The sequence below is a fragment of the Alistipes finegoldii DSM 17242 genome, from assembly GCF_000265365.1.
GTDB lineage: Bacteria > Bacteroidota > Bacteroidia > Bacteroidales > Rikenellaceae > Alistipes > Alistipes finegoldii.
On the sequence record NC_018011.1, the window covers coordinates 1,306,465 to 1,331,432 of the forward strand.

General features: G+C 61.1%; 14 protein-coding genes. 1 reads left to right on the forward strand and 13 read right to left on the reverse strand.

The window, feature by feature from the left end:
- Nucleotides 1–46: 46 nt before the first annotated feature.
- From ALFI_RS05870 to ALFI_RS05930, 13 genes are all read right to left on the reverse strand, one after another.
- Complete coding sequence (locus ALFI_RS05870; RefSeq protein ID WP_014775140.1) at nt 47–3,448, reverse strand: DUF1080 domain-containing protein; 3,402 nt, start codon at nt 3,446–3,448, stop codon at nt 47–49.
- An 11-nt stretch (nt 3,449–3,459) separates the two neighbouring features.
- On the reverse strand, nt 3,460–4,743 hold the full coding sequence (locus tag ALFI_RS05875) for a Gfo/Idh/MocA family oxidoreductase (protein WP_009597508.1): 1,284 nt from the start codon (nt 4,741–4,743) through the stop codon (nt 3,460–3,462).
- Between the two features lie 21 nt (nt 4,744–4,764).
- On the reverse strand, nt 4,765–6,072 hold the full coding sequence (locus tag ALFI_RS05880; protein ID WP_014775141.1) for a 3-keto-disaccharide hydrolase: 1,308 nt from the start codon (nt 6,070–6,072) through the stop codon (nt 4,765–4,767).
- Nucleotides 6,073–6,358: 286 nt separating this feature from the next.
- Nucleotides 6,359–8,023 (reverse strand): DUF6377 domain-containing protein, encoded by a 1,665-nt coding sequence (locus ALFI_RS05885; RefSeq protein WP_014775142.1) that lies wholly within the window; start codon nt 8,021–8,023, stop codon nt 6,359–6,361.
- A gap of 228 nt (nt 8,024–8,251) precedes the next feature.
- Nucleotides 8,252–9,193, reverse strand: a complete 942-nt coding sequence (locus ALFI_RS05890) for a glycerophosphodiester phosphodiesterase (RefSeq protein ID WP_014775144.1) — start codon at nt 9,191–9,193, stop codon at nt 8,252–8,254.
- A gap of 61 nt (nt 9,194–9,254) precedes the next feature.
- Nucleotides 9,255–11,129, reverse strand: coding sequence for a BACON domain-containing protein (locus tag ALFI_RS05895; protein ID WP_014775145.1), 1,875 nt, complete (start codon nt 11,127–11,129; stop codon nt 9,255–9,257).
- Nucleotides 11,130–11,163: 34 nt separating this feature from the next.
- Nucleotides 11,164–12,672, reverse strand: a complete 1,509-nt coding sequence (locus ALFI_RS05900) for a RagB/SusD family nutrient uptake outer membrane protein (RefSeq protein ID WP_014775146.1) — start codon at nt 12,670–12,672, stop codon at nt 11,164–11,166.
- 38 nt (nt 12,673–12,710) lie between these two features.
- Complete coding sequence (locus tag ALFI_RS05905) at nt 12,711–16,253, reverse strand: SusC/RagA family TonB-linked outer membrane protein (protein ID WP_042493359.1); 3,543 nt, start codon at nt 16,251–16,253, stop codon at nt 12,711–12,713.
- Between the two features lie 157 nt (nt 16,254–16,410).
- Nucleotides 16,411–17,397, reverse strand: coding sequence for a FecR family protein (locus tag ALFI_RS05910; protein ID WP_014775148.1), 987 nt, complete (start codon nt 17,395–17,397; stop codon nt 16,411–16,413).
- A 182-nt stretch (nt 17,398–17,579) separates the two neighbouring features.
- Nucleotides 17,580–18,116, reverse strand: coding sequence for an RNA polymerase sigma-70 factor (locus ALFI_RS05915; protein WP_009597551.1), 537 nt, complete (start codon nt 18,114–18,116; stop codon nt 17,580–17,582).
- A gap of 433 nt (nt 18,117–18,549) precedes the next feature.
- On the reverse strand, nt 18,550–19,827 hold the full coding sequence (locus ALFI_RS05920; protein WP_014775149.1) for a TolC family protein: 1,278 nt from the start codon (nt 19,825–19,827) through the stop codon (nt 18,550–18,552).
- A complete protein-coding gene (locus tag ALFI_RS05925) occupies nt 19,827–22,877 on the reverse strand; it encodes an efflux RND transporter permease subunit (RefSeq protein ID WP_014775150.1) in 3,051 nt (1,016 codons plus the stop codon). Before ALFI_RS05925 ends, ALFI_RS05920 begins: the two co-directional genes overlap by 1 nt.
- Complete coding sequence (locus tag ALFI_RS05930) at nt 22,877–23,887, reverse strand: efflux RND transporter periplasmic adaptor subunit (protein WP_014775151.1); 1,011 nt, start codon at nt 23,885–23,887, stop codon at nt 22,877–22,879. Before ALFI_RS05930 ends, ALFI_RS05925 begins: the two co-directional genes overlap by 1 nt.
- A 152-nt stretch (nt 23,888–24,039) precedes the next feature.
- On the opposite strand from ALFI_RS05930, the gene ALFI_RS05935 reads away from it, so the two are divergent.
- Nucleotides 24,040–24,957, forward strand: a complete 918-nt coding sequence (locus tag ALFI_RS05935; RefSeq protein ID WP_014775152.1) for an AraC family transcriptional regulator — start codon at nt 24,040–24,042, stop codon at nt 24,955–24,957.
- Nucleotides 24,958–24,968: the final 11 nt, after the last annotated feature.

The window sequence follows — 24,968 nt, forward strand, 5'->3', positions numbered from 1 at the left end:
CCGCCTCCCGCACGGGATCATCCGCGCGGGAGGCGGGCAGCGCCGTCTATTGGCGGCCGGCGCTCAGGTCCAGCACGCGCAGGTTGCGGAACTGGATGCCCGCACCGTGGCCCAGCAGACCGAGATGGCCTTTCTTATTGAAGAGTCCGGGATGGTTCTTGCCGTCCACGGTATAGGGATTCTTCTTCGAGCCGTCCTCCGAGACGTTGTGTCCCTTGCAGGCTTGGCGGATATCGCCGTCGAGGATCACGCGGCCGTTGACCGTGACCGTAATGCGGTCGCCCACGGCGTGTATCTCCATCGTATTCCACGTCCCCAGATCGCCGAACACGACGTGTTCCTGCGCCGGGATGATGCCGTAGACGGAGCCGTGCTGCTGGTAGATGCGCAGGTTCTTGTAGATCGGCGCGTCGTGGTCGAGAATCTGGATTTCCATGCCGTGATAGGCGGCGTCCACGCCCATCGGCGTACGGATGCCGATGCCGTTGTTGACGCCCCTGCGCAGGAAGCGGAATTCGAAGCGCAGGTCGAAATCGCCGTACTCCTTGACCGTATAGAGGTTGCCCGATCCGCCGTAGGAGGCGGTCACGTCGATCGTGCCGTCCAGCGGAACGTAATTGACCGTGTTACCCGTCCATTTGTGCAGCGAACGGCCGTCGAAGAGCACTTCGTAGCCCTGCGCCGCCTCTTCGGGCGAAAGTTCGAAAACAGGCGTCGAGGGCAGTTCGCCGATGTAGAGGTTGCGGAAGCAGGCAGGAGCCGCCAGACCCGACAGTTCGATGCGGCCGCGTACGCAGACCGGTTCGCCGGGAGCGCAGGGGTTCGTCAGCACGACGTTCTCGGCCAGCGTCACCCCGTTCTCGATCAGCGTGATGCGGTCATCGACGACCTTTGCGTAGAGCGTATTCCATGTGCCGGGAGCATTGTCCGCAGCGGCGGCCGGGGTATCGGTCTGCCCCTGAGTCTTCAGGCCGGTGCCTTCGGTTCCGCCCAGCCGGATTTGGGACATCGAACGTACGGCAAGCCCGGCTTCGCCTTCGGAACGCCATTCGAGCCAGAGTTCGAAATTCTCGTATTCCTTTTCGGTACCGATCGTACTCGGAGCCTTGCCTGCGAAAACGAGGGCGTTTCCGTCCGCGCTCCAGTTCGCGGCCATCGCTTCGGCGGCGGCTTTGCGCAGGCCGGCGATCCGGCGGGCCGAAAGTTTCCGCTCACCGGCGGGATCGGCGGTCACGGCGGTCCATCCTTCGAGACCCGCGGTCGGAAGAAGAGCGAAGCCCGCAGCGGGGATTTTGCCGAGCAGTCCGGTGATCTCATCGACGGCGTATCCCGCATCGGCGTCGGATTTGGCCAGCTCCCTGTAGACCTCGCGGGCCTGCTCCAGCGCACTGCGGACAGCCTCGCCGCCCGGCATCGGAGCGCTCTTGGCGACGATCGTCTTCACGGCCGCGGCGGCAGCTCCGGCGGTTGCGGGGTCGGAGAGGTAGTCGGCGGCCAGCATCAGGGCGGGCACTTCATGGACGCCCGCAAGGTAGCCGAGCAGTTTGTTCCGCACGGCGGCCGAGGGTTTGAGTTCGAGTCCCTGCCGGTAGAGCTGGCAGCGGCGGACCGGAGTCGCAGGCTGTTTGGCGCAGAGGTCGGCATAACGCATCAGGGCGCGGTCAGCCAGAGCCGGATTTTCGGCGGCGATGCGGTAAAGGATATCGGTCATCGCAGGGCTTTCGACCGTCAGCAGGGCGGCGAAAGCGGCTTCGCGGTCACCCTCGCGGAATCCGGCCAGCAGGCTGGCGACGGCTTCGGGGGTGCCGGTCTGCGCCAGCACGGGATAATAGCGCGCCGGAATTTTCGACGCCCGCATGTAGCCGGCGATCGCGCCGTAGCGTTTGTCGGCCGGAAGCTGCGCCGAAGTGCGGATCAGCGCGGTCTGGATTTGCGCCGCATGCTGTCCGTCGGCGGCATCGAGCAGTCCGGCCAGACGGTCCATATGGCGGGGTCCGGTCACATAAGGAAGAGCGGCATAGGCGGCTTCGCGCACCTGCTTGTCGGAAGTCTCCAGCAGTGCGAAGACGCGGTCCGCGGCCACGGTCATGCGGCGTGCGGCGGCCAGCCTGAGGGCCGGAACGAGCACCTCGGCGTCATCCCGCGCAAGCAGCCGCTCGACCATCGGGTCGATGCGGCCGTTGAAGGCAAGCAGGGCTTTCTCGGCGGCTTCGGCACGAGGACCTTCGAGCGCCGAGACCAGCGCTGCGAGCGCCTGCTCGCCGCCGATGCGGCCCGAAGCTTCGATGGCGGCCCGTGCGACCCGGTCGTCGGACGAAGTCACGGCGCCCGTAATCACATCGCTCTGCGACACGGCGCCGCAGTCACCCAGCCACGCTAGCACCGCGGTCCGGGTTTCGGCGTCATAGCGCGGCATGCCGGCGGCAACCCGCGCAAAGATCTCGTCGTCGCCCTTGCCGAGCGTCTGCAAAGCGGCATAGCGGTATTCGGCAGGTCCCTCCTTGACGGCGGCCAGTACGTAAGGCATCGCCTTTTCGATGCCGAGCGCATCGGCAAGCACCGCGAGAGCCGCGCCGCGCACATACTGGCGGTCGCACTTGAGCAGGCCCTTGGCGGCTTTCACGGCCGGCTGGGCGTCTCCCGCGGCCACGAGGTTCGCAAGCAGGCGCAGATAGGCATCGGCAGCGCCGGTGTTATCCCAGCCGTAACCGGCCTCGGCGGCTGCGGCGGCCAGCGGTTTGAGCGAAGCGCGCGAACCGCAGACAGCCAGCGCATTGTAAATCTGTTCGGCCGTCCGGGCGTCGGCGCCGCCGAGCCATCCCAGCAGGAGGGGTTCGGCCTGCGTCATCCGCTTTTCGGCAAAAGCATAGGCCAGCGCGCGTTTCCGTTCGGCCGCAAGGCCCTCCTTGCGGGCCTCGGCGAGCAGAACCGGCTCGGTGCCGGGCGTCGAAATCAGCGCACGGATCGCATAGTCGGACAGATAGGAGTCGTCCAGATAAGGCAGTATCCATGCCGCGTCCTCCGCCGCGGAACAGAGCTGCAGCTGCGAGAAGAGGAAAGCGCGGTTGGCGTTGTCGGCGCAGCGTTCGATCGCCCGAACCAGTCCCTTGCGGACATCGGCGCACAAGGCTTCGTTTCCGGGGGCTGTCGCGTAGGCAGTGATGCCGTTCAGGGCGTATTCGAGCGTCGCGTTCTTACCCTTGTCGGCGGGAGTGAGCATGCCGGCGATCATTTCGACACCGGCGCTTCCCGTAGCGGCAAGTTCGCCCATCACTTCGTTGAAAACGGCGGGCGTGGCGGCCGGAAGCTGGGCCAGACCGTCGGCAACGACGGTTTCGGCGTTGCGCTGCCGGGCGTCGAGCTGCTGGGCGGCGGCCCCTGCGGGCAGCAGGGCGATCAGGGCGATCAGGGCGCCCAGAATAAACAGTCGTGTGATTATCTTTTTCATGGTAACAGGTGCTAAATATGCCACGGGCCGCGCATCGGCTGATCGATCAGTCGGTTGGCGGCATCGTCGCCGATGAAGAGTTGGGTGTCGGGATCGAAGTGCAGGGTGCGGTTCAGCCGCAGGGCGCAGGCGCCCAGATTCACGAGCGTCGAACTGCGGTGACCGATCTGCTCGTCGAGCGCGAATTTGCGCCGCGTACGCACGCACTCCAGAAAATCGGTGTTCTGCGGTTCGGGATCGGGCATCTCGGCCAGTTTCTCCATCACGTCGGGAATGGTGCAGCGGAAACCCTTGTAGACCTTGCCCAGCGGACCTTCGATATAGGGCGTGTCGCCCTCGCTTTCGAAGCCCTCGCCTTCGAGGACGATCTGGCAGCCGTCGTCGTAGGTATAGACGATTTTACGCCAGATGCCCACGGCGTCGGGATGCTGCTGCGGAGCGTCCACCTCGATCTTGACGGGCGACGTCTCGTCCTTGCCCAGCAGGTACTGCACGGGGTCCATGTAGTGCTGGCCCATGTCGGTAAGACCGCCGCCGTCGTAGTCCCAATAGCCGCGGAAGGTGCTGTGCACGCGGTGTTTGTTATAAGGCTTGTAGGGCGCCGGTCCGAGCCACATGTCGTAATCCAGCTCGGCGGGAACAGGTTCAGGAGCGAGGTTTTCCCGGCCCACCCAGAAGAACTTCCACGTGAATCCGGTGGTGCCCGAAATGGTCACCTTGAGCGGCCAGCCCAGCAGGCCGCTGTCGATCAGCTTCTTGAGCGGCTCGACCGTCGTGCCGAGACCATAGAAGGTATCCTTGAAGCGGAACCAAGTGTTCAGGCGGAAGATGCGGTTGTTGCGCCGGACGGCTTCGGCTACGCGCTTGCCTTCGCCGATGGTGCGCGTCATCGGTTTCTCGCACCAGATGTCCTTGCCGGCCTTGGCCGCCTCGACGGCCATGATGCCGTGCCAGTGCGGCGGCGTGGCGATATGCACGATGTCGATATTGGGGTCGGTAATCAGGCGGCGGAAGTCGCTGTAGGCTTCCAGCGTCTCGCCGAACTTCTTCTGTCCCAGCGCAACGGCGCTTTCGAGGTGTTTGCGGTCCACGTCGCAGACAGCCACCAGCCGGCAGTCCTTGTTGCTGGTGAAGTGGTAGCTGCTCTTGCCGATGCCGCCCACGCCGATGATGCCTTTGGTGAGCTGGTCGCTCGGAGCGGTGAACTTCGGGCCGCCGAGCACTTGGCGCGGGACGATCGTCAGCAGCGCCATGCCGCCCAGCGTTTTCAGAAAATCTCTACGGGAGGTACTCATGTTTATCGGAATGTTAGTAGTTTATAAAGTCGTCAGGCGGAAATTGCGCCACTGCACCTTGATCCCGCCGCCGTCGTGGATCTGCAAGGCGATGCGGCCCTGCGCGGCGCCGATCTTGGCGTCGGTAATGTCCACCATCTCCTCGCCGTTGAGCCACGTCTGCACCCGGTCGCCCTCGACCCGCAGGCGCAGCGTATTCCACTGGCCCTCCTTGAGGATGTTCTCCTTCTCGTCGGGAATCTGAACCAGCCATCCGCGGCCGTAGGATTCGTAAATGCCCGCCGTATCGTGGCCCTTGGGAGCCACCTCGCACTGCCAGCCGTGGACCTTCACGGGCGGCTCGACGAACGAACGGAAGAAGACGCCCGAATTGCCGTTGGCGAGCTGTTTGAATTCGAGCGTCAGGTCGAAGTCGTTGTAATATTCGCGCGTGGCGAGGTAGCCGTACTCCTTGTCGGGACCGCTCTCGCAGACGAGGTTGCCCTCCTTGTCCACGTACCACTTCTCCGTGCCGTAGGCTTCCCAGCCCGTGAGGTCTTTTCCGTTGAAAAGCTCGACTTCACGGCCCGCCTTGCGCGGCAGCTCCTTGATCTTCAGGTTACGGAACGAGGCCGGATAGCCGTGGTCCTGCAGGCAGATGACGCCACGGCGGGCCAGTCCGTATTCGGGAGCCGTCTCCCACTTGCCGCTGTTCTTGCGGGCGAACCAGTCGTCGGTGTAGGCATCGAATTCGAGGATCTTGTGTCCGTTGAGCCAGTGTTCGACATGGCCGTTGTCGCAGACGATGCGCGAGTTGTTCCACTCGCCCTGCGGGTTGACGAACATCGAATCGGGATCGGGCAGGTGCATGGCGTAATCCACGCCCAGCCGCTGCCACTCCTCAAGTTTGGTAGGAGCGTTCTCGGCCTCCCAGCCGTCGTTGTCGATCAGCTGGTATTCGGGCCCCGTCACATAGGGGACCTTAAAATAGGGATCTTCGAGCACGTGGTAGAGCATGCCGCTGTTGCCGCCGTAGGAGAGTTTCCAGTCCCAGTCGAGGATGAAGTTTTCGTACTGTTTCTTGGTGACGATGTAGCCCGAAAGGTCGCTGCCGTCGCCGTTGGCCTGAATGCAGCCGTCCACGACGTGCCACGGCTGTGTGAGCGAATCGCCGTTGTAATCTTTCCACTGGTCGAGCGTCTTGCCGTCGAACAGCAGCTCCCAGCCGTCGGCGGCCTCGGCTTCGGTGAGCACATTCTGGGGCGACGCGCACGAAACGCCCGTCGCAAGCAGCAGCGCGAAACCGCACGTCCGGGCGAGTCCGCTGCAAAGATTGGATCGAGATAACATAAGTTTAAGGTTTATCGGTTCTTTTATATATTGGTGTCGGCCTTCATCCGGAGGGGTCGGCTCCGGCATCGTCCCGCGCCCGGCGGCAGGCCGCGGCGAAGGGCGCCGTCCGGAGGACAGACTCGTTTAGGGCCTGCGTCGGACGGTCAAGACAAAGTTACCTTTATTTTATGAATTTTCCAGCGTACATATCGAACTATATAGAACTATATAGGTCTATATAAAACTGATTTCCAGAAAAATAAAAAACACGCCCAAACCCCGGATTATATAGACTCCGGACATGTCACAACCCTGTTTTCGAGACCTGTTCCTCGAAATTGTCACGGTCGAGAGCCGCATTGCGCAGCTTGGTGCGGTAGGTATAGACCGTCGCCGAGGCGCAGTTGAGCAGCGAGGCGATATGCCCGCTGTCGGTAATCCCCAGCCGGATGGCGGCCAGAATGCGCAGCTCGGTAGTCAGCGACGAATCGGAGCGCGGCGTAAACCGGAACTCAGGTTGCAGCAGTTCGTTGACCTGCCCGATAAAGTTGGGGAAGATATCCAGAAAGGAGCTGTCGAACGACTGGTAGAATTTCTGGTACTCGCCGTCGATCACCTGTGACGAATTGAGACGCCGCACGACTTCGTCGGCGCCCTTGGTCTTGGCGATGCGGCACACTTCGCGGCGGAAGGCATCTATCTGCTTGATATAATGGACCGAAAGGTCGATATAATGACAGACGTAGCGGTCCTTGATGCGGTTGGAATCGACCAGCGCGTTGTTGATGTCGCGGATATGGTCGTTCTTTTTCAGCAGTTCGTCGTGCTTCTCGCGCAGCAGGTCGCTCATCCGGATCAGCTGTTCGTGACTGCCTTGCAGACGGCGGTGCTGCCAGAGGACGAACCACAGGATCGCGATCAGCACGATCAGGAAAATCCCGGCCAGCCAGATCGTGCGGGACATCAGCCTCTGCTGCTGGGCGATATTCGAAATCACGGCCTCGTTGATCTTCACCACCGCCGAAGAGGAGTTGGGAATCCGCGTCACCGATTTGCAGCGGATCGCGTCGTCGAAGGTCGAACCCATGTAGGCCGTCGCCCGGTCGTAATCCTTGCGGTCGAAGAGTTCGAGAGCCAGATCGTACAGCGACGAATAGGAGCGGGTACCGGCGCGCAGGTCGGATATGGAGGATTCGGCCAGATAATAGAGCATCCGGTCCTCGTCGCCCTGCCCCTTGGCGATATGCGCCATCGAATAGTAGACGAGGGCGAAATTCTGGTGGCTCAGGTTTTTGGCCGTCAGCGGTTCGAGCAGTTGCAGAGCCTCGTCGTAGCGACCCGTTTCGCTGAGCCGCGCGGCAGCCATGCGCGTACGGGTCTGGTCGCTGCAACCCGGCACCGAGAGCTTCCTGATATGGGAAAGCGTATCGCCCCACGCCCTCTTCTGAAGGGAATCCGCGGCTTCGTCGTAGCGGCGCGAAGCCACCGAACTGTAGCGCGAATGCCAAGCCCTGTATTCGCCGGGCGTCATACCGGCCGTATCGATCTTCCGGAAAAGCTCCTCGGCCAGACTGACCTGCCCCCGCCCCAGCCAGACGTCGATGTCGCCCAGCAGGGCGAAGCGGCGCACGTGCCGCGACCCGGTCCGCTCGGCCAGCCGGTAGAGCCGTTCGACATAATAAGCCGAAGAATCGAGGTGGAAAGTCACGTAAATCTGCGCGACGGCAAAGAGCCGTTCGGCACGCTCCAAAGGCGGCAGTCCGTCGTCGATCCGGCTGCGCAGCGCGTCGGCCTGCTCCTGCCGCCACTGCTGGTAGCGGGGCTTGTTGGAGAGTTCCGCGTCGAGCCGTTCCAATGCCGCCTCGGTCTGCAGCGAATACTCCGGACGGTCGGCACACCCCGGCAAAAGAGTGCACGCCAGCACGGTCCACAAGAATCCGAAGGAGAAAAGAAAGTTCCGAGGTTGCATCGTCGTAATTTTGGATTGAACAAAATTAAAACAAATGCCCGGCATTACAAACTTTCCAAATTATTTTATTCCGCAGTCCGGGAAATCCGCGGTCCGGGAAATCTCAGATCCTACCATGGAAACTCTCCGCGCGGCGGCTTCCGGAGCGGGTGCAAAACGGAAAGTGAGCCGGACCGTCCGTCTCACTTTCTGTCATAAAGACTCCCGTAAAAATTCGGGTGCGACGCACTACAGCCCCTCCGACCCGATTCTGCCGAGCAGTTTCGCCGGGTAGTTCGTACATACGGCCTTCATCTTGGGGTAATATTTCAGGACGTAGGTCATTTCGGGGTCCGTATCGGCATTGTAGACGCTCAGCGCGACACCGGCGTCGAGGTAGCTCTGCAGCGGGTACTTCGGATTCGAAACTTCGGCGCCGCCGGCAAAGAAGTTCGAGTAGTCGAGGTTCGCCCACGGATCGAGATAGGACTTATAGGCCGAAGGCGCCGAGTAGCTCATCCAGCCGACCTTGATGCCGGCCAGCTGGGCCGCGGAATAACATCCCGCCCAGATGGCGGCATTGCCCGAAACGATGAACTCGCAGAAATGCTGGGCCTTCTTCTCCCTGATGATCTCGCAGGCCCGCGAGCAGGCCTTGACCGACTCGGCCGTGTTGGAGGTCGCGCCGCCCACCTCGATCCGTTTCACGTCGAGCCAGAGCCGCGTCGTTCCGGCATGGAGCGCCACGTCGATAAACTCCTCCAACGTCGGCAGCAGCTCGCCGTTGGAGAGCTTGCCCGCGGCACGCAGTTCGTCGAGCGTGTGTTCCCACGGCTTGAGGTTGTTCACATAACAGCCGTTGGCGGCATGCGCGACGACGACGTTGTTGTCGGCAGTCCAGTAAATATCGCACTCCGAGGCGTAACACCCCAGACTGATGGCGTAACTGAGCGAAGCGATCGAGTTGTCGGGATATTTGGCGGTCCCGGCCTCGGCCGAGCCGCCGCGGTGGGCGACGACCTTGTTGTTCACCTTTTCGGGAACGGGAATTTCATCGCCGCCGCCGTTATCCGAACCGCCGTCGGGATCGTACACGGGATATTCGACCGGGTACAGGTAATCGTCGTCGCAGCCTGCCAGCGAAAGGGAAGCGCCCATCGCAAACAGCAGGAGCAGTTTCAGTACTTTCATAATTCAGATTCGTTGTTAAGATCCGGCCGCAGGGCGGGTATGCCCCGCAGCCGGTCGGTCCTTAAAAATTCTCGTAATTCTTGACGCAGCGGAACGACGCCGAGCAGTCGCCGATATTATAGGTGGTGCTGACGGTCAGGTCCGCGGCATTGTTGGTCAGCGCATTGATACGCCAGCACTGGTAGACGCCGCTGCTCAAACCGCCCGGATGGCAGATGAACATCTCGCCGCGGGAAGCATAATACTGATACCCGGACTTGAACAGCCGGCGGCCCTGCGGGAAGAAGTCGAATCCGAACGCATCGGCGGCCGCGTGGCGCGTCGGCGCCGCACTCCACCCTTCGGCCGAACGCAGCACATCGGGCACGCTCCACTTTCCGATCATGGCGCTGAGCGGATTCGGCGTCACGCCCTTGGCTGCGGCCGCAGCGCAGAGCATGTCGTAGAAGTCCTGCACGTTGGCTACATGCCAGCCGTAGGGACAGATGCCCTGAATCTGCATCGAAAGACTCGGCGTATTCTCGAAATCGGCAGAGGCAAGCGACTTCACGCTGCTCACGGGGATATCGTTGCCGACGGCATCGACGAACGTACTGCCGGGACGGTACTGCGCCGGCCAGTCCGTAAGCAGGCGCGCCAGCTCAACGGCGGCCTTCGGGGTGCCCGTCAGGAACTCGGTCAGCGTATAGATGCGGCCGTATTTGGCGGACATCTCCACTTCGCCCTGCGCCTTGCCGCCGCTCTCGACTTCGTCGTAATCGCTCACACGGACCGTCTCGTAGCTGCTGACGTTCGACGTATAGCCGCCGACGTTGTTCGCATCGGAGACCATGCGGCTGCCGAGCTTGATGCCGCCGATATTCTCGCCGCCGTTCCAGTCGAGACCCGCGCGCATCCAGACCTTGGTGCGGCCGTTGGCCGTGTAGGTCGAGGTCGCGTATTTCGCCACTTCACTGTCGGGCAGGCAGTTGGGAGTCGTGATGCGCTCGATCGAATAGGTCTTCTCGTTCAGGTTGAGCGTAACGATCCGCAGTCCGGCCACATCGACCGTCAGGTCGGTTTCGGCTGCCGAGAGATTGCCGGCGCCGTCGAGGTGGTAGGTATCGCCTTCGGTAGTGTAAACCGAGAAACGTCCGTTCTTGACATAGACGCTGTCCACATACACCCGGTCGGAAAGTTTGGTCATCTGACCCCACTTCTCGCGGGTCGGGTACTTGGGCACGCCGCTGCCGTAGAGGTAGCAGTAGACGTCCTTGCGCAGCTGGGTGACGGGAATGACCGTCCGGGCTTCGCTCGTGTCGGGCGTGCCGGCCGTGACGGTGATTTCGGCCGTGCGGTCCGCCGTATTGTCGCCGTATTCGGTGCAGGTCACCGTTATCGTGCCGTCGCCGTTATCGACGACCGTACACCAGTCGGAATCGGACACGGCCGCAAAGGTATCCATATTGGTGTCGATCGCAACGGCAGCGGGCTGCGGATTCTCGGCCATGAAGGTCAGCGATTCGGGCGCGGCCTTCACATAGGCGTCGGCATAGATGCCCTTCTGCACGACCGGGACTTCCAGCACCGTGCCGTCGGATGCCGTGATCGTAAGTGTCGTCTGACGTTTGTAAGCCGTATTTTCGAGGAAGACGAGGACAACGGCGTCCTCATAAACGGTTCCCGTGCTTTCGCCGGGGACCTTTTCCCGGACCGCGGTCACCCATGCGGACTGGACCGAACAGGACCAGTCCAGATTCCGCTTCGATTTCGGCGCGAGCGTGACGACCACATTCTGGGTCGCGGCGGCGCTGCCGACCGAGACCGTCGAGGGATAGATGCTGATGAGCGTCGCCGTCGAAAGCAGGTCATCGTCGGTATCGGTCGAATAACAGCCCGCAAGCAGCATGGCTGCGGAAAGCAGCGCCGCCGTATATAGCATTCGTAATGTTTTCATTCTGAGTCAGCTTTTTTCATTAAACAATACACCGTTACGACCAGCCCTGTGTCTGCGTGATCTTGTTGTTCTTGTTCATCGCCTTCTTCGACACGGGCATCAGCAGCTGGTTGGGGCGCGACGTGTCGATGCCGCACTGTCCCAGCCCGTCCACATAGCGGTAGGGGTTGTAATCATGGATCGCCCCCAGACGGATCAGCGTGAAATAGACGTTGCCCTCTTCGGCGAACTCCTTGAGGTTCTCGTCCACGAGCGCCTGCCGGACGGCTGCGGCCGAGGAGTCGGTATAGAAATTCGCTTTGCCGTAGGCGCGCTGCGCCAGCGTATTGAGGGCCGTGAGCGCTCCCGAATAGTCCTTCCGGTGGTAGCGCAGTTCGGCCAGCATGGTGTAATACTGCGCATAGCGGTAGAGGATGAAATCCTGCTCCCAGACTATCGTGCCCGTAGAGATATTGCCGATGAGCTTGTTGGGCCACTGGATGACTTCGTACATATCGCTGACGCCCGTGCGCTCCATGTAGGTCACATCGGTCCGCTGGTCGCCCAGCTCCTTGCTCCGCTTGAGGAACCCGATGAAGTCGTCCGAGTAGAGGAACCACTGGTTCGAACTGACGGGCACCCCGTCGGGAGCGTTGCGGTACTCGGCCTTGATCTGGGTGCTGCCCCAGATGAAGTAGGAGAAGTAGCTGCCCGACGTATACTCGCCGTTCTCCAGATGCAGGGCGAAAGCGATCTCCCTGTTCTTCTTGTTCGAGATGCTGAACACGTCGGCGAACCGGTCGAGCAGGCCGGCCGACTGCACCGCGCCCAAAGCCGTCTCGGCCATGGTCAGGTAGCCGTCGCCGCCGCCCGCCGCATACATCCAGAGCGCGAAGTCGGCACGGAGCAGATTGACGTTGTCGGCCGTCGCATAGTAGCAGCCCTTCGCATTGGTCCTGATATACCCCGCCGCAGCGTTCAGGTCGTCTTCGATCCGGGCATAGACCTCGGCGACCGGATGGCGCGAGGGATAGATCGCCTCGCCGGTTCCCTCGGTCGGAGTCGTAATCACCGGAGCGTCGCCCCACACGCGGGCGATCCAGAAGTAGCAGTACGCCCGGATGAAACGGGCGTTGCCCAGACAGTAGTTCATATTGTCCTCGGACATGCCGATTCCGGGAGCGTATTTGAGCACCTGATTGCACTGGTCGATGGTGGTGTAAAGATAGCTCCAGTCGGTCGAGGCATCGGAGGCGCTGAGGGTGTTGAGCATGACGTCCAGCATGTCGTTGTCGCACAGCGAGCGGCCGGTGCCCTTGCCCCACATGGCCGGGCCGACGCGCAGTTCGCCCCAGAAGAAAGGATTGGCCTTGCTTTGGGCGAACGCCTGCCGCAGGCGGTAGTAGATGCCGGTAGTGGCGGTGAGGGCGTCGCTCTCGCTGGTCCACATGTTGGTGGTGTTGAGCTTGTCGGACTGCGTGACGTCGAGTTCCCCGTGACAGGAAGTGCTCAGCGCAACCGAGGCGGCCCCCAGAACAGAAAGGATTATTCCATATATTTTCATAGCATTCTTGTTTTTAGATCACCGAATCATCCGCATTCTCAGAAGGTCGCCTTGAGGCCGAAGAGCACCTTGCGCGTCGGAGGATAGTTGTTGAACGAAGTGGCGCTCGAACTGGTAACGCTGTACATGCCCGTCGAGCTGCCGACCGAGGCGGATTCGGGCGAAATACCCTTGACGCCGGTCCAGTAGCAGAGCGTGTTGCCCGACACGGAAACGGTCAGACGGCCCAGACCGACCTTGCGGATCCAGCGCAGCGGGAGATCGTAGGAGAGCGTCACGTCGCGCAGGCAGAGGTAATCGGCCTTCTGCACGTTGATATTCGAAATGCGCGAGTAGTTGCGGTTGCCGCCGTCGGCGTCGTTGGGAGTCAGGCGGGCGAACTTGGTGTCGTCGCCGGGCTTCTGCCATGTATTCAGGGCATCGTAGACCAGATTCCAGTTGCAGTTGCCCATCGAGGTCTGGAAGCAGCGCGTATACTGGTAGTTGTAGATCGAATGTCCCAGCGCATAGTCGAGGTAGACCGAAAGGGTCAGGTTCTTGAATTTGAAGGTATTGTTCATACCGCCCGTCGAATGGGGCACGACATTGCCCAGCAGGAACATGTCCTCGCCGTTGATCTGCTCGCGGCCGTCGGCCGTAAGCGCCGACCCCGCGCGGTTTTTCCACTCGTAGTCGCCCACGTCCTTGCGTCCGGCGATCGACAGGCCGTCCGAACGGCGGTAGCCGTGCGAGTTGGAGTCGTAAAGCGCGGCGTCGGCCTGCGCCTCGGATTCGATGATATGGGAGGTCTTGTAGCCGTAGATGCGTCCCAGCGGCTCGCCGACGGCCGTGCCGCCGAAGCGGTAGCCCGACTCGGACATCGTATAGCCGCCGATGCGCCATGCGTCTTTGCCGTCGATATCCTTATAGTAATACTCGTCGGGCAGCGACAGCACCTTGTTGGCGTTGAACGAGTAGGTGAAGTCGGTCGTCCAGCTGAAGTTCTTGGTGCTGACGTTCACCGACGAAATTTCGAATTCGAGCCCGTAGAAGCGGATCGAACCGACGTTCTGCATGGCCGAGCCGTATCCCGACGTATCGGGCAGCGAGACGTCGAAGAGCAGGTCTTCCGACTTCTTGCTGTAATAGTCGGCGGCCACGCGCAGGCGGTTGTTGAAGAACGCCATGTCGAGACCGATGTCGAACTGCTTGGTCTTCTCCCACGTCAGGCCGAGGTTGGGCAGCGTCGAAGCGAGCGTAGCGCCCGAACCGGCATAGATGCCCGTCACGCTGTAGGCGCCGAGCGTGTCGTAATAATCGACGTTGTTGTTACCCGTCAGACCGTAGCTCAGGCGGAGTTTCAGCTGGTTGAACTTCTCGACGTTCCAGAACTTCTCCTCGGAAACGACCCAGCCGGCCGAAACAGCGGGGAAATAGCCCCAGCGGTTATCCTTGGCGAAGAGCGACGAACCGTCGGCGCGCATGGTGAAGCCCAGCATGTATTTCTCCTTGTAGTTGTAGTTCAGACGTCCGAAATAGGAGATCTGGCACCACGGCGTCTGGGTGTCGGTCCATGCGGTAGGCGTGGTGCCCGCCCCCAGCGTCGGGGTCTTGTCGGACTCGGCGCCCTGCACGGTCATCGACATGCCGTTGATCTTGCGCTTGAGGAAGTCGTATCCGGCCATGGCGCTGAGATTGTGGTCGCCGAAGGATTTGTTGTAATCGACGTGCGCCTGAAAACTCAGGCGGTTGGTCTGCGACCACCCTTCGTAGGTCTGGCGGGTCTGGCTGATGGCGTTGCCGGCCAGATACTGGTAGCTGTTCTTGTAGGAGTTGTGGTTGGCGATCTGGGCGAAAGCCGACAGGCCGTCGACAATGTCCCACTTGAGGTTGAAGTTGGCCGTGGAGCGGCGGGTCACATAGTTGTTGGTATAGTAGCGGTCGAACCATGCCGCCGAGATGGTCGTACTGTTGGTGCCCTGACCGGGCTGGCCGTCTTCGAGGTAGTCGCGGTGGGTGGCGGGCATGAACATGCCGCGGCCCAGAATCGTCCAGTAGTTGCCGATGCCGCTCGAAGGGATCTCGTTGCCGCTGGTCTCCGAGTAGTCGAAGGTCGTACCGGCCGTAAGGCTCTTGGTGATCTTGAAGGAGGTGTTGCCGTGGAACGTAAAGCGGGAGAAATCGGTGTTGATGCCGATGCCGCCGTCTTTCATGTAGCTGGCCGAAGCGGCGTAGGTCACCTTGTCGCTGCCGCCGTTCACGCCGAGGTAGTACTGCATCCAGTAGGAGTCGTCGAACCACTGGCTCTGCTGGTCGTTATCCTGAAAAACGATGATCTTCGACGGATCGACCGGATCGACCACCGAACTCCAGCCGCGGGGCACGCTTTCGCCCTCCTGCAGGTAGCGGGTCGTCCAGATCGACGAATCGCCGTTGCCGATACCGGCCGAGTTGGCGCCCGTCAGCACCTGCTGTCCGTAGGTATATCCGGGGCAGTCGTTCAGCGCGCGGCGCATGGTGACGACATAGTCGCGGGCGTCCATCAGGTCGAATTTCGTCGCGGGCGAGGTCCATGCGGCCTGCGCCTCGAACGTAATCTGGGGCCCCTTGGCGCGGTTACCCTTCTTGGTGGTCACCAGAATCACGCCGTTCGACGCGCTGGCTCCGTAAATACCCGCCGAAGCGGCGTCCTTCAGGATCTCGATCGACTCGATGTCGTTCGTATTGAGTCCGGTCATCTCGCGGCGAACGCCGTCCACGATGATGATCGGCGCATTGGACTGGTTGATTGACGAACCGCCGCGGATCAGGAACACCGGATCGCTGCCCGGCTGGTTGTTGGCCGTCGAGACGCGTACGCCCGGAACCTTGCCCTTCAGCGCATCGCCGATCGAATTGACCGGAACACCTTCCAGATCGGCGCCGCTCACCTTCGAGACGGCGCTGGTCAGCGTGCGGCGCGACTGGGTGCCGTAACCGATGACCACCACGTCGTCCAGCACGTTGTTGTCCTCGGCGAGCCGCACGTCGATCTGCGTCCGGTTGCCGACCGCGATCTCCTGAGGCTGATAGCCCAGATAATTGAATACCAGCACCGAACCCGGACCGGGAACGACGATTTCGTAATTGCCCTCCACGTCGGACGAAACGCCCGTCTGGGTGCCTTTGACCATGACCGTCGCACCGACGATCGACTCGCCGGCGCCGGCGGTTATCCGGCCCCTGACGGTCAGCCTACGACCGGAATCCGATTGGGGGGGGGAGTTTTGCCGGGTCAGGATCACGACGCCGTCGACGACCTGCCACGCGATGCCTTTGTCGGCGAACAGCGGACCGAGAACGGCATCGACAGCGCCGCCGTCCACACGGATTTCCACATTGCCGAGCGGCATGACGCCGACCGACGATTCGTACGAAAATGCAATTCCGGTTTGCCGGGTCACCGCATCGACCGCTTCCTTGACGGTTGCATTTCGCAGGGACAGGGTGACATTGTAGTGTTGTGCATACAGCTCTTCAGCCGCCGACAACGTAAAGACGTTGCACAGCAACAGCATCAACATACAGCATCCCGTCCGAAAAACAGATAAATTTTTCTTCATGATTAGGACTGTAAAGTTTTAAACTGATCGAGGAAAGCAGCAGCACCGGGCCCGGATGTGCCAACATGATTCGGATGAATGGAATCAGGGTTTAGTTCATAGGCAGTTGAAAATTTAGGTTTCTATTCAGCTATTCGGTTTAAGTCGTTTCTTGTTTCTATTCCGCGCCGGCCGCCGGAGCGGGACGGCATTTCACGCCCGACATCTTCTCGATGATGTCCAGCACGTCATCGAGCGTATTGGACTTCAGGAAGTTGAAGTTATACAGCCGGTCGTCGTCGAGAGGCGCGACGGTCTCTATATCGACGCTGTAGATCTCCTCCACCTTGCGGATGATCTCGGCCACACGGACATCGGACATCGAGATCATGCCGTACTTGAGCAGCATCAGATACTCCACGTTGACCTCGGAGATGGAGATGTCGTGCGAAGCGGACGAATAGTAGATCTTCTGTCCCGGCTGCATGGTAATCATATTGTCGTTGTCGCCGAACTGGAGTTTGACCACGCCGCGTTCGAGCACGACCTCCGTATCGTCCGTATCCTTATACATCTTGACGTTGAACGAAGTGCCGACGACCTTGACCACCACCGTATTGGTCTTCACGAAAAACAGATGATCCCTGTCGGAAGCCACGTCGAAAAAGGCCTCTCCGTCGAGTTTCACCGTGCGGTCGTGCGGACTGAACGTCTTGCCGTAGCTCAGGGTCGATCCCTGCGCCAGCCAGACCTGCGTTCCGTCCAGCAGCCGGAGGGATTCGGGTTTGCGGCCGGTATTGGTGAACGTATAGTACGATTCCATGGCCGCCTTGTGCATGTCGTGGCCGACGAGGTAGCCGCCCACGACGAGCGCCACGCCCAGCATGGCGGCGGCGCTCCAACCCGCCCAGCGTATGATCCGCGCACGCTTGGAGCGGTGCGGCGACGCATCCGCGTCGATGCGGGCGTGCAGCGCCTTGAGCGATTTGAGGATCCGCTGCGGATCGTTCTCGACGGAATTCCGGTCGCGCACGCTCCACAAAGCCCGGATTTCGCAAAACTCGGCTTTGTTGGCTTCGGACTCGGAAATCCAGCTCAGAACGTCCTGTTCTTCGGCCGGAGTCGCGTTTCCCTCCAAATACTTATAAATAAGTTCGTTTTTCAAAATAATATTGGTTTAAGATTAGACTTCGGTTATACATGCGCTCCGGCCTTGGTCGCTCCGTATAACGGCAGTCAGCATCTTGCTCTCTACCAATAATACAAAGCTGGGCAACCCACCCCCTAATCCGAATGCGAAAAAATTTTGCAGAAAAAGACCCGATCCGGCTTACGCCCGACCGGAAGTCAGAGCAGTTTGTCGCGCAGATTCTTCAGCGCCAGATACATATGATTCTCGACCGTGCTGACCGTCAGCCCCAGCCGCTCGCCGATCTCCTTGTTCGACATGTTCTCGAAAAAGCGCATGCGGAAAATCTCCCGCCGCTTGTCGGGCAGCTCGTCCACCGCCTGCCGCAGCTGCTGCCGCATGTCGTTGTCATAGATTTTGGCAAGGATCGGATTCTTGTCCGGATCGTAATAATCGAACACCATCCGGTCGATCTGCGAACCGTACCACGAGCGGTACTCCGTGTCGCGCTTGTGCTTCCAGATGTAGTTGATCGCCCGGTTGTAGACAGCCTTCAGCAGGTACTTGTACAACGGATCGTCCGTGGAAATCCGGTGGCGGTTTTTCCAGATATTGAAAAACACGTCCTGCACCACGTCTTCGGCCCACTGATCCCGGAGAAACATCCGGGCATACGACAGCATGGCCGGATAATACGCCAGATACAGCTCGTCGAAAGAGTCTGCATTCATCAATTGTTTGTCTAAATCGCTCATCGCCTGTTTTTGATTTTCGCGGAAAGATTCTTATCCCCTGAAATATTCATCGATTTTATTCGGATTTTCCGGATGCGAGACAGCGGTCGGGATATATTTCCACGATCGCAAAAATAGAAAATTATATTTAAAAGCAAGCCCTCTCCCGGCCGCGGAGAAACCGCTGCCGCAAAAACCGCCCGCGAGACACGACCGATAAAACACTCAGGGCAAAGCATTTACCCCAATCCTCCGAATTCATCCGCCGTACGGGTTTTTAGCGATTTATTCATGGAACCGCAACAGCCGGAAAGCTCCCCGCGCCGATCGTCGCCGCCTTTCCGCATCCGGACTGCACTCCGTACGCCATGAAAAAAGGGTCGCGCGGCGCAAGGCCGCACAACCCCGTACACCGGGCGTCACGGATACCGGAAACCGGCCGCCGGAATGCAGATTACCGTCCCGTCACGCGCATATACTTGGCAAGCGCCGTGCGGTAGGAGGCGCAGGCCGAAGTGAGGTTGTTGCGGCTCTGCGTGTAAAGCGTCTCGGCGTCGAGCAGGTCGGTGAGCGGCGCGGTTCCCGCCTTGTAAAAGTTCCGGTTCTGACGCAGATTCTCGGCCGAGGACTCCACCGAACGCCGCATGAGCAGGATCTGCGCATAGGACTCCTGCACTTCGCTCCACGTCCGTTCGATCTCCACGGCAAGCATCTCCCGCGCCTGCAGTCGGTCGTTTTCGGCCTGCTGCTCCCTGATGCGGGCCTTTTTCAGCGCATGGGCGCCGCCCCACCACTCCGAAACAGGCACCGAAACCTGCGCGAAGACCATTCCGTCGTCCACACTCTTGTCCGTCACATTGTAGTAGAGATACCCCGCGCCTATGCCTACCGTCGGCAGGCGTTTGCCGCGCTCCATGCGTTTCTCATACTTCCGGGCTTCGACGTTCTTCTCCGCAAGCAGGTATTCGGCCCTGCGGTCGAGCGCCTCCTCGACCGGAACATAGTAGGCGGCGGGAGCCTCCGGTTCGCCGAACGCGGCATTCGCCACGTCGAATCCGCGCTGATCGACGCCGATATGCTGGGCCAGCAGCATTTTCGACACCTTCAGTCCGTTTTCGACCTTCAGGCGGTTCGACGCGATCTCCTGCTGCCGCAGCTCCACGCGCAGCAGGTCGTTGTTGGTCACCAGCCCGGCCTTCACCGAGAGTTCGACCTGACGGCGTATCTCGGCCAGCTGCCGCTCCACGGCATCGAGGGTCGAAAGGTTGTCGCGGAGCGACACGACCTGCCAGAAACAGGCATCGGTCCGCTCGCGCACCTCGGCTTCGGTCTGCTGCAGCTGCAACCGTCCGACCTCCTCGCCCAGCCGGGCGAGCTTGTTGCCGGTGACGATCTTCAGTCCGGTGAACAGGGGCTGAACGGCCGTGACGGAGCCGACGATGCCGCGCTTGACCAGCGAAACGGGCAGCGTCCCCATCTGCGGAACGGCGAAATCGGCCTGCACCAGTCCGTGCTGCGCCTGAAAGAGGCCGCCCGACGCGGAAATCTGCGGAAAGTAATTGGTGAACGCTTCGCGGCGCGTCTGCGACGCGGCGTCGAGGTCCAGCCTGCTGTTGCGGAGCGTGCGGTTGTGTTCGACGGCGGCGGCGCGGCACTCTTCGAGCGAAAGCGTCTGAGCCGCCGCAGGAGCCGCCGCAACGCACAAGAACAGAAATACTACGGCTTTTTTCATCACTTGTAGATTTTGGAATAGAGCACCGGAAGTATCGTAACGACGAGGATCAGCGAACCGATGCCTCCGGCAAAGATCGTAATGCCCACGGGCGCCCAGAAGGTGCTTCCGCCCAGCATCATCGGCACGACGCCCACGGCGGTGGTGGCGGTGGTGAGGAAGATCGGCACCATACGCCGCTTGCCGGCGTCGTAGGCCGCCAGACGCCCCGACCAATGGCATACCTTGCGTTTGTCTTCGGCATGCTGGTACATCAGAATCACGTTGCGGACGATCATGCCCAGCAGGGTGATGAAGCCCAGCACCGAGGTCAGTCCGATGGTGAAGTCGGCGATCCGCAGCCCCACCACCGCCCCGAACAGACAGAGCGACATCGAAGCCATGACCACCAGCGTAATGCCGAACTTGCGGAAGTTGACCAGAATGAAGAAGAAGATGATGACCAGCGAAATGGTCAGTCCCGACGCGATCGGGGGAATCGTCTCCCAGTCGAATTCGTAGGCTCCGCCCAGCTCGGTCGCAATGCCGGCCGGAAGCGTCAGCTCCTTGTCGATCAGCTCGCTTATGCGCGAATTGACACGCATGGCGTTGGCGCCGCGTTTGAGGTCGGCGGTGACCGTCAGGCAGCGCATGCCGTTGCGGTGCACGATTTTGCTCTCGCTCCACGCCGGCCCGACGTCGGCGATCTGCCGCAGGGGTACGCTGACGCCGGGCACGGGCGAAGAGACATAGGTGTCCCCGACATCGGAGAGCGAGCGTTCGCCCCGGCGCACGTCGTTTTTGAGTACGACGGGCAGTTTGTAATCGCCCTCCCAGACGGCCCCTACGGGCACGTCTCCGGCGGCGAGGGCCAGATTGACGGCCGCCAGCGTCCGGGTGACGCCCAGCTGCGGCGCAGTGACGGGGTCGAGCCGCACATCAACGACCGCACGGGGATCCTCATAATCGGAGTGCACCCACATCAGTTCGGGCATCCGCCGCATGCGGTCCATCAGCCGGTCGCCCGCGGCGCGCAGCGAGTCGATGTCGCTGCCGTAGAAGCGGAATTCGAGCGACGGCACGTTCTGGTAGTCGAGCTGTTTGAATTTGACGTAGGCTTCGGGGAAACGGTCGGCCCATGCGTCGGCATATAGGTCGAGGATATCCTCGGTATCGTCGATCGAGGTGGTATTGACGATGAACTGGGCATAGTTCTTACCCGCGATCTGCGGAGCATAGCTCATCTGGAAACGCGGCGACGAACAGCCCACGAACGAAGTGACGGACTTCACCCGCCCGTCGGCCCGCAGCATCCGGTAGACCGAATCGGCGACGGCTCCGGTCCGTTCCAGCGGGGTGTCGGGCCGCAGGTAAATCTCCACGGCGAACTGGTCGCGGTCGGCGAAGGGCACCATGCGGAGTTTCAGCTGCGTGGCCAGCACCAGCGAAACGGCCACCGAGGCAAGGCCCAGCGAAATCGTCAGCCACCCGTGACGGAAAGTCCACGCCAGCACCCGCCGGTAAACGTCGTGGACACGGTCGGTAACGCTCTTACGCCCCTCCTTGCGGGGCTGAACCGCCGGAATGATCACGATTTCGAGGAACGGAATCACCAGCACGGCCAGCAGCAGCGAAACCATCAGGTTGATGGTGATCGTCCACGGGAAATAGGTCAGGAAGTCGCGCATCATGCCCGTCATGGTGAACAGAATCGGGTAGAAAATCATGCAGATGCAGATCGTCGCCAGCAGTAGCGACGGGAAAAACTCCCTTGCGCTCTCGACGGCCGCATACCAGCGCGAGTGGCCGCGCCCGATGTAGTCGAGGTAGCCGTCGATCACCACGATCGAATTATCGACGATCATGCCCAGCACGACGACCAGCGCCGCAAGGGTCACCGTATTGAGCGGAATGCCGCACAAATACATGACGCCCACCGAGATGAAGGTGGAGAGCGGAATCGTGACGGCCGCCACGACGGCCGACCGCAGCGGGAAGAGCAGCATCATGACCAGAATGATGATGGCCATGGCCACGAACAGGTCGCGCAGGAACGAATGCACGGAGTCGCCGACGACCTTGGCCTGATCGGCGATGCGCTGCACAGCGACGTCGGACGGAAGCTCCTCCTCCATGAAAGCGTGCAGCACCTCGTCTACTTCGCGGCCGTACTCCACGATATTGTATCCCCCGCGCATCTCCATCGAGAGGAGCACGCAGCGGTGGCCGTTGTTGCGGATATAGCTGTCCGGATCGTCGTATTCGCGCACGACGCGCGCCACGTCCTTCACACGCAGGACGTGGCCTTCGGGGTCGCTCCAGACGATCTGCTCCGCGACCTCGCGCTCCCCGGCCAGCGACGGCGCGATATGGATCGGCGTTTCGGTCTCGCCGTTGCTCACCGAGCCGCCCGCCGGGGTCAGCCCCTGCGAAGCCAGCGCCGCGGAGAGCACCTTCTCGCCGATGCCGTAGGCCGCCAGCCGGTCGTGATCGGCATATACCGAAATCTGCTCCTGCTGAACGCCGTAAGGCCGCAGGTTCGAGACCGACTCGATGCGGCGCAGACGGTCGCTCAGGTCGTCCATGTACCCTTTCAGCTCGCGGTACGACCGCGTGTCCGATTCGAGGGTGATCAGCAGGGCCGAGGTGTCGCCGAAGTCGTCGTTCGTCACGAGCGCCGCAACGCCCGCGGGAAGCTGCATCTTGAACGCCGCAAGGCCGTGCTTGATCTTCGACCACACTTCGTCCTTGTCGTTCACGTCGTCGTTCAGCTCGACCATCACGTAACACATGCCGTTCTGCGAGGTGGAGGTGGTCTTCGAACGCTTCACCTCCTTGTAGGTCATCAGGAACTGTTCGAGCGGCTTGGCCAGCTGTTCTTCGACCTCTTCGCTCGTGGCGCCCGGATAGACGCCCACCACGACGCCCTGACGGATCGTATATTCGGGAAACTCCTGCTTGGGGATGTGAACCAGTCCGTAGATGCCGAAAACGAACAGGCAGCCCACGAGCAGGAAGGTGATGCGGAAGTTGCGCATCGACCACGATATGATATTGACAGAGCGTCCCATCACCACACGACTTTACTGCCTTCGCCGATCTTCTGCATGCCGTCCACCACGATCCGGTCGCCGCTCCGGACGCCGTCCTCCAGCACGACGGCGTTGTTCACCAGACGGCCCGTCGTCACGGCCGTACGCACGGCCGAGTCGCCGCGCACGGTCCATACGAAACGGCTTCCGTCGCCCGCCTGCTGTACGGCGCGCACCGGAAGCGCGATCTGCTCGGCGGCACCCGCAGGCGAAACCTCCACGCGGCAGACCATGCCCGGCAGCAGCTCGCCCCCGGCGTTGGCCAGTGCGGCCCGCACGTCGTAGGTGTGCGCCGCAGGATTCGCCACGGCGCCCTTTTCGACCTTCCCGGCCTGAAACGTGCGGTCTCCGAGCGCCGGAACGGTTATCCGCATGCGACTGTCGGCGCCGATCGCGGCGATCTCCTGTTCGGGAACGGAGAAGCGCACCTTGACGGTTCCGATTTGCAGCAGCTTCATCACCGGAACGCCCGGCAGCACCGTCTCGCCGGCCGAAGCCCGCCGCTCGCCGACCACACCGTCGAACGGAGCGTACAGCGCGCAGTCGCTCAGGTTCTTCTTGGCGATTTCGAAAAGCGACTCGGCCTGACGGAGCCGGGTCTGCGCTTCGACCCATTTGATTTCGGGCAGACTTTGGGCCTCGTACAGCTGGCGGAGACGCCCGCAGGCGTCTTCGGCCTGCTCCAGCGACGCCCGCGCGGCGTCGAAGGTCTGCCGGGCCGAAGTAGAATCGAGTTCGGCCAGCAGCTGCCCTTTCCGCACGCGCTGTCCTTCGTCGGCCAGCGTGCGGGCGACGGTCCCGGCGACGGGAAAACTCAGGGATGCCGAAGCCTCCTCCTCGACCGAACCTACGTACACGGCCGCGCCGAAGCCGGCCGACGGCGCGGCGACGATCGTCGTCACCCGCAGCGGATCGGCCGTCCGGGTGTTTTTCGGAGAAGAACAGCCCGCCGCAATGAGCAGCAAGGCCCAGAAAATCGTTCGTTTCATTGGTTTACAGTTTTTCGATGCAAAGTTCCCCTTTTGCGGAGCGGCAGAAAAGGCCGCCGTGTCGGCTAAACTCGTCGATTCGTTCGATTTTGAACCTTTCGGCGAATATCAACCGGCAAATTGTTATATTTGTACGAAAAATCCACGACAAAATGAACGAAAAGGATATCCAGAGCTTTTCGCTCGCCACGCTGATCGACGTCTGCGGCCGCCGTCCCGGAGACATCTGCTACGACGGCTGTCTGATCGCGTCGCGCGTCAACGTGCAGGACGAAATCGACATCGACCTGTTCCGCTATCCGACGCGCATCGACGCCTTCGTCATCCTGTTCTGTTCCAAAGGTTCGGGAACCTTCACCTCGAACCTGACGCGGCATACGCTCACGGAGAATTCGATCTTCGTACACCTGCCGGGGTCGATCATCCAAGCCGAATCGACCGAGGAGATCGCGCTGCACGCCGTGATCTGCGAAGAGGAGTTCATCAGGCGCATCAACATAGACATCAGGCTGCTCTCGCAGCTGTTCCTGCACGTGGAGAAGCAGCCCTGTCTCAAACTCGACGAAAAGGAGTGGACGGGAATCACCCGGTCGTTCGAGGAACTCGGCGCCGAGGGTACGGAGATGCCGGCGGACGTCTATTCCGCCGAGGTCATACGTTCGATCATCCGGACGCTGGCCTACAAGGTGTGCCGCGTCATCGGACGTCACATCGAAACGAGCGGAGAGCGGCAGATCTCGGCGCGCAGCCGCAACGACGAGTATTTCAGCCAGTTCATGAATATTCTGGGCAAACACTACACGCAGGAGCGATCGGTGGGCTTCTATGCCGGACAGCTGAACCTGACGCCCAAATACCTGACGACGCTCATCCGCAAGACCAGCGGCCGGACGGCCGTCGAGTGGATCGACGACTACGTCGTGCTCGAAGCCAAGAACCTGCTGAAATACTCCACGATGAGCATTCAGGAGATCGCCTATTACCTGAATTTTTCCAACCAGTCGTTCTTCGGCAAATACTTCAAGAGCCATACGGGCATGACGCCTTCGGCCTACCGGATCGGCAGGTAGCCGCCGGTCGG

Coding starts and splice junctions, on each gene's coding strand:
- ALFI_RS05880 (WP_014775141.1), bottom strand. CDS start 6,072: ATGTTATCTCGATCCAATCTTTGCAGCGGACTCGCCCGGACGTGCGGT.
- ALFI_RS05870 (WP_014775140.1), bottom strand. CDS start 3,448: ATGAAAAAGATAATCACACGACTGTTTATTCTGGGCGCCCTGATCGCC.
- ALFI_RS05920 (WP_014775149.1), bottom strand. CDS start 19,827: ATGAAAAAAGCCGTAGTATTTCTGTTCTTGTGCGTTGCGGCGGCTCCT.
- ALFI_RS05930 (WP_014775151.1), bottom strand. CDS start 23,887: ATGAAACGAACGATTTTCTGGGCCTTGCTGCTCATTGCGGCGGGCTGT.
- ALFI_RS05915 (WP_009597551.1), bottom strand. CDS start 18,116: ATGAGCGATTTAGACAAACAATTGATGAATGCAGACTCTTTCGACGAG.
- ALFI_RS05885 (WP_014775142.1), bottom strand. CDS start 8,023: ATGCAACCTCGGAACTTTCTTTTCTCCTTCGGATTCTTGTGGACCGTG.
- ALFI_RS05925 (WP_014775150.1), bottom strand. CDS start 22,877: ATGGGACGCTCTGTCAATATCATATCGTGGTCGATGCGCAACTTCCGC.
- ALFI_RS05905 (WP_042493359.1), bottom strand. CDS start 16,253: ATGAAGAAAAATTTATCTGTTTTTCGGACGGGATGCTGTATGTTGATG.
- ALFI_RS05875 (WP_009597508.1), bottom strand. CDS start 4,743: ATGAGTACCTCCCGTAGAGATTTTCTGAAAACGCTGGGCGGCATGGCG.
- ALFI_RS05890 (WP_014775144.1), bottom strand. CDS start 9,193: ATGAAAGTACTGAAACTGCTCCTGCTGTTTGCGATGGGCGCTTCCCTT.
- ALFI_RS05935 (WP_014775152.1), top strand. CDS start 24,040: ATGAACGAAAAGGATATCCAGAGCTTTTCGCTCGCCACGCTGATCGAC.
- ALFI_RS05900 (WP_014775146.1), bottom strand. CDS start 12,672: ATGAAAATATATGGAATAATCCTTTCTGTTCTGGGGGCCGCCTCGGTT.
- ALFI_RS05895 (WP_014775145.1), bottom strand. CDS start 11,129: ATGAAAACATTACGAATGCTATATACGGCGGCGCTGCTTTCCGCAGCC.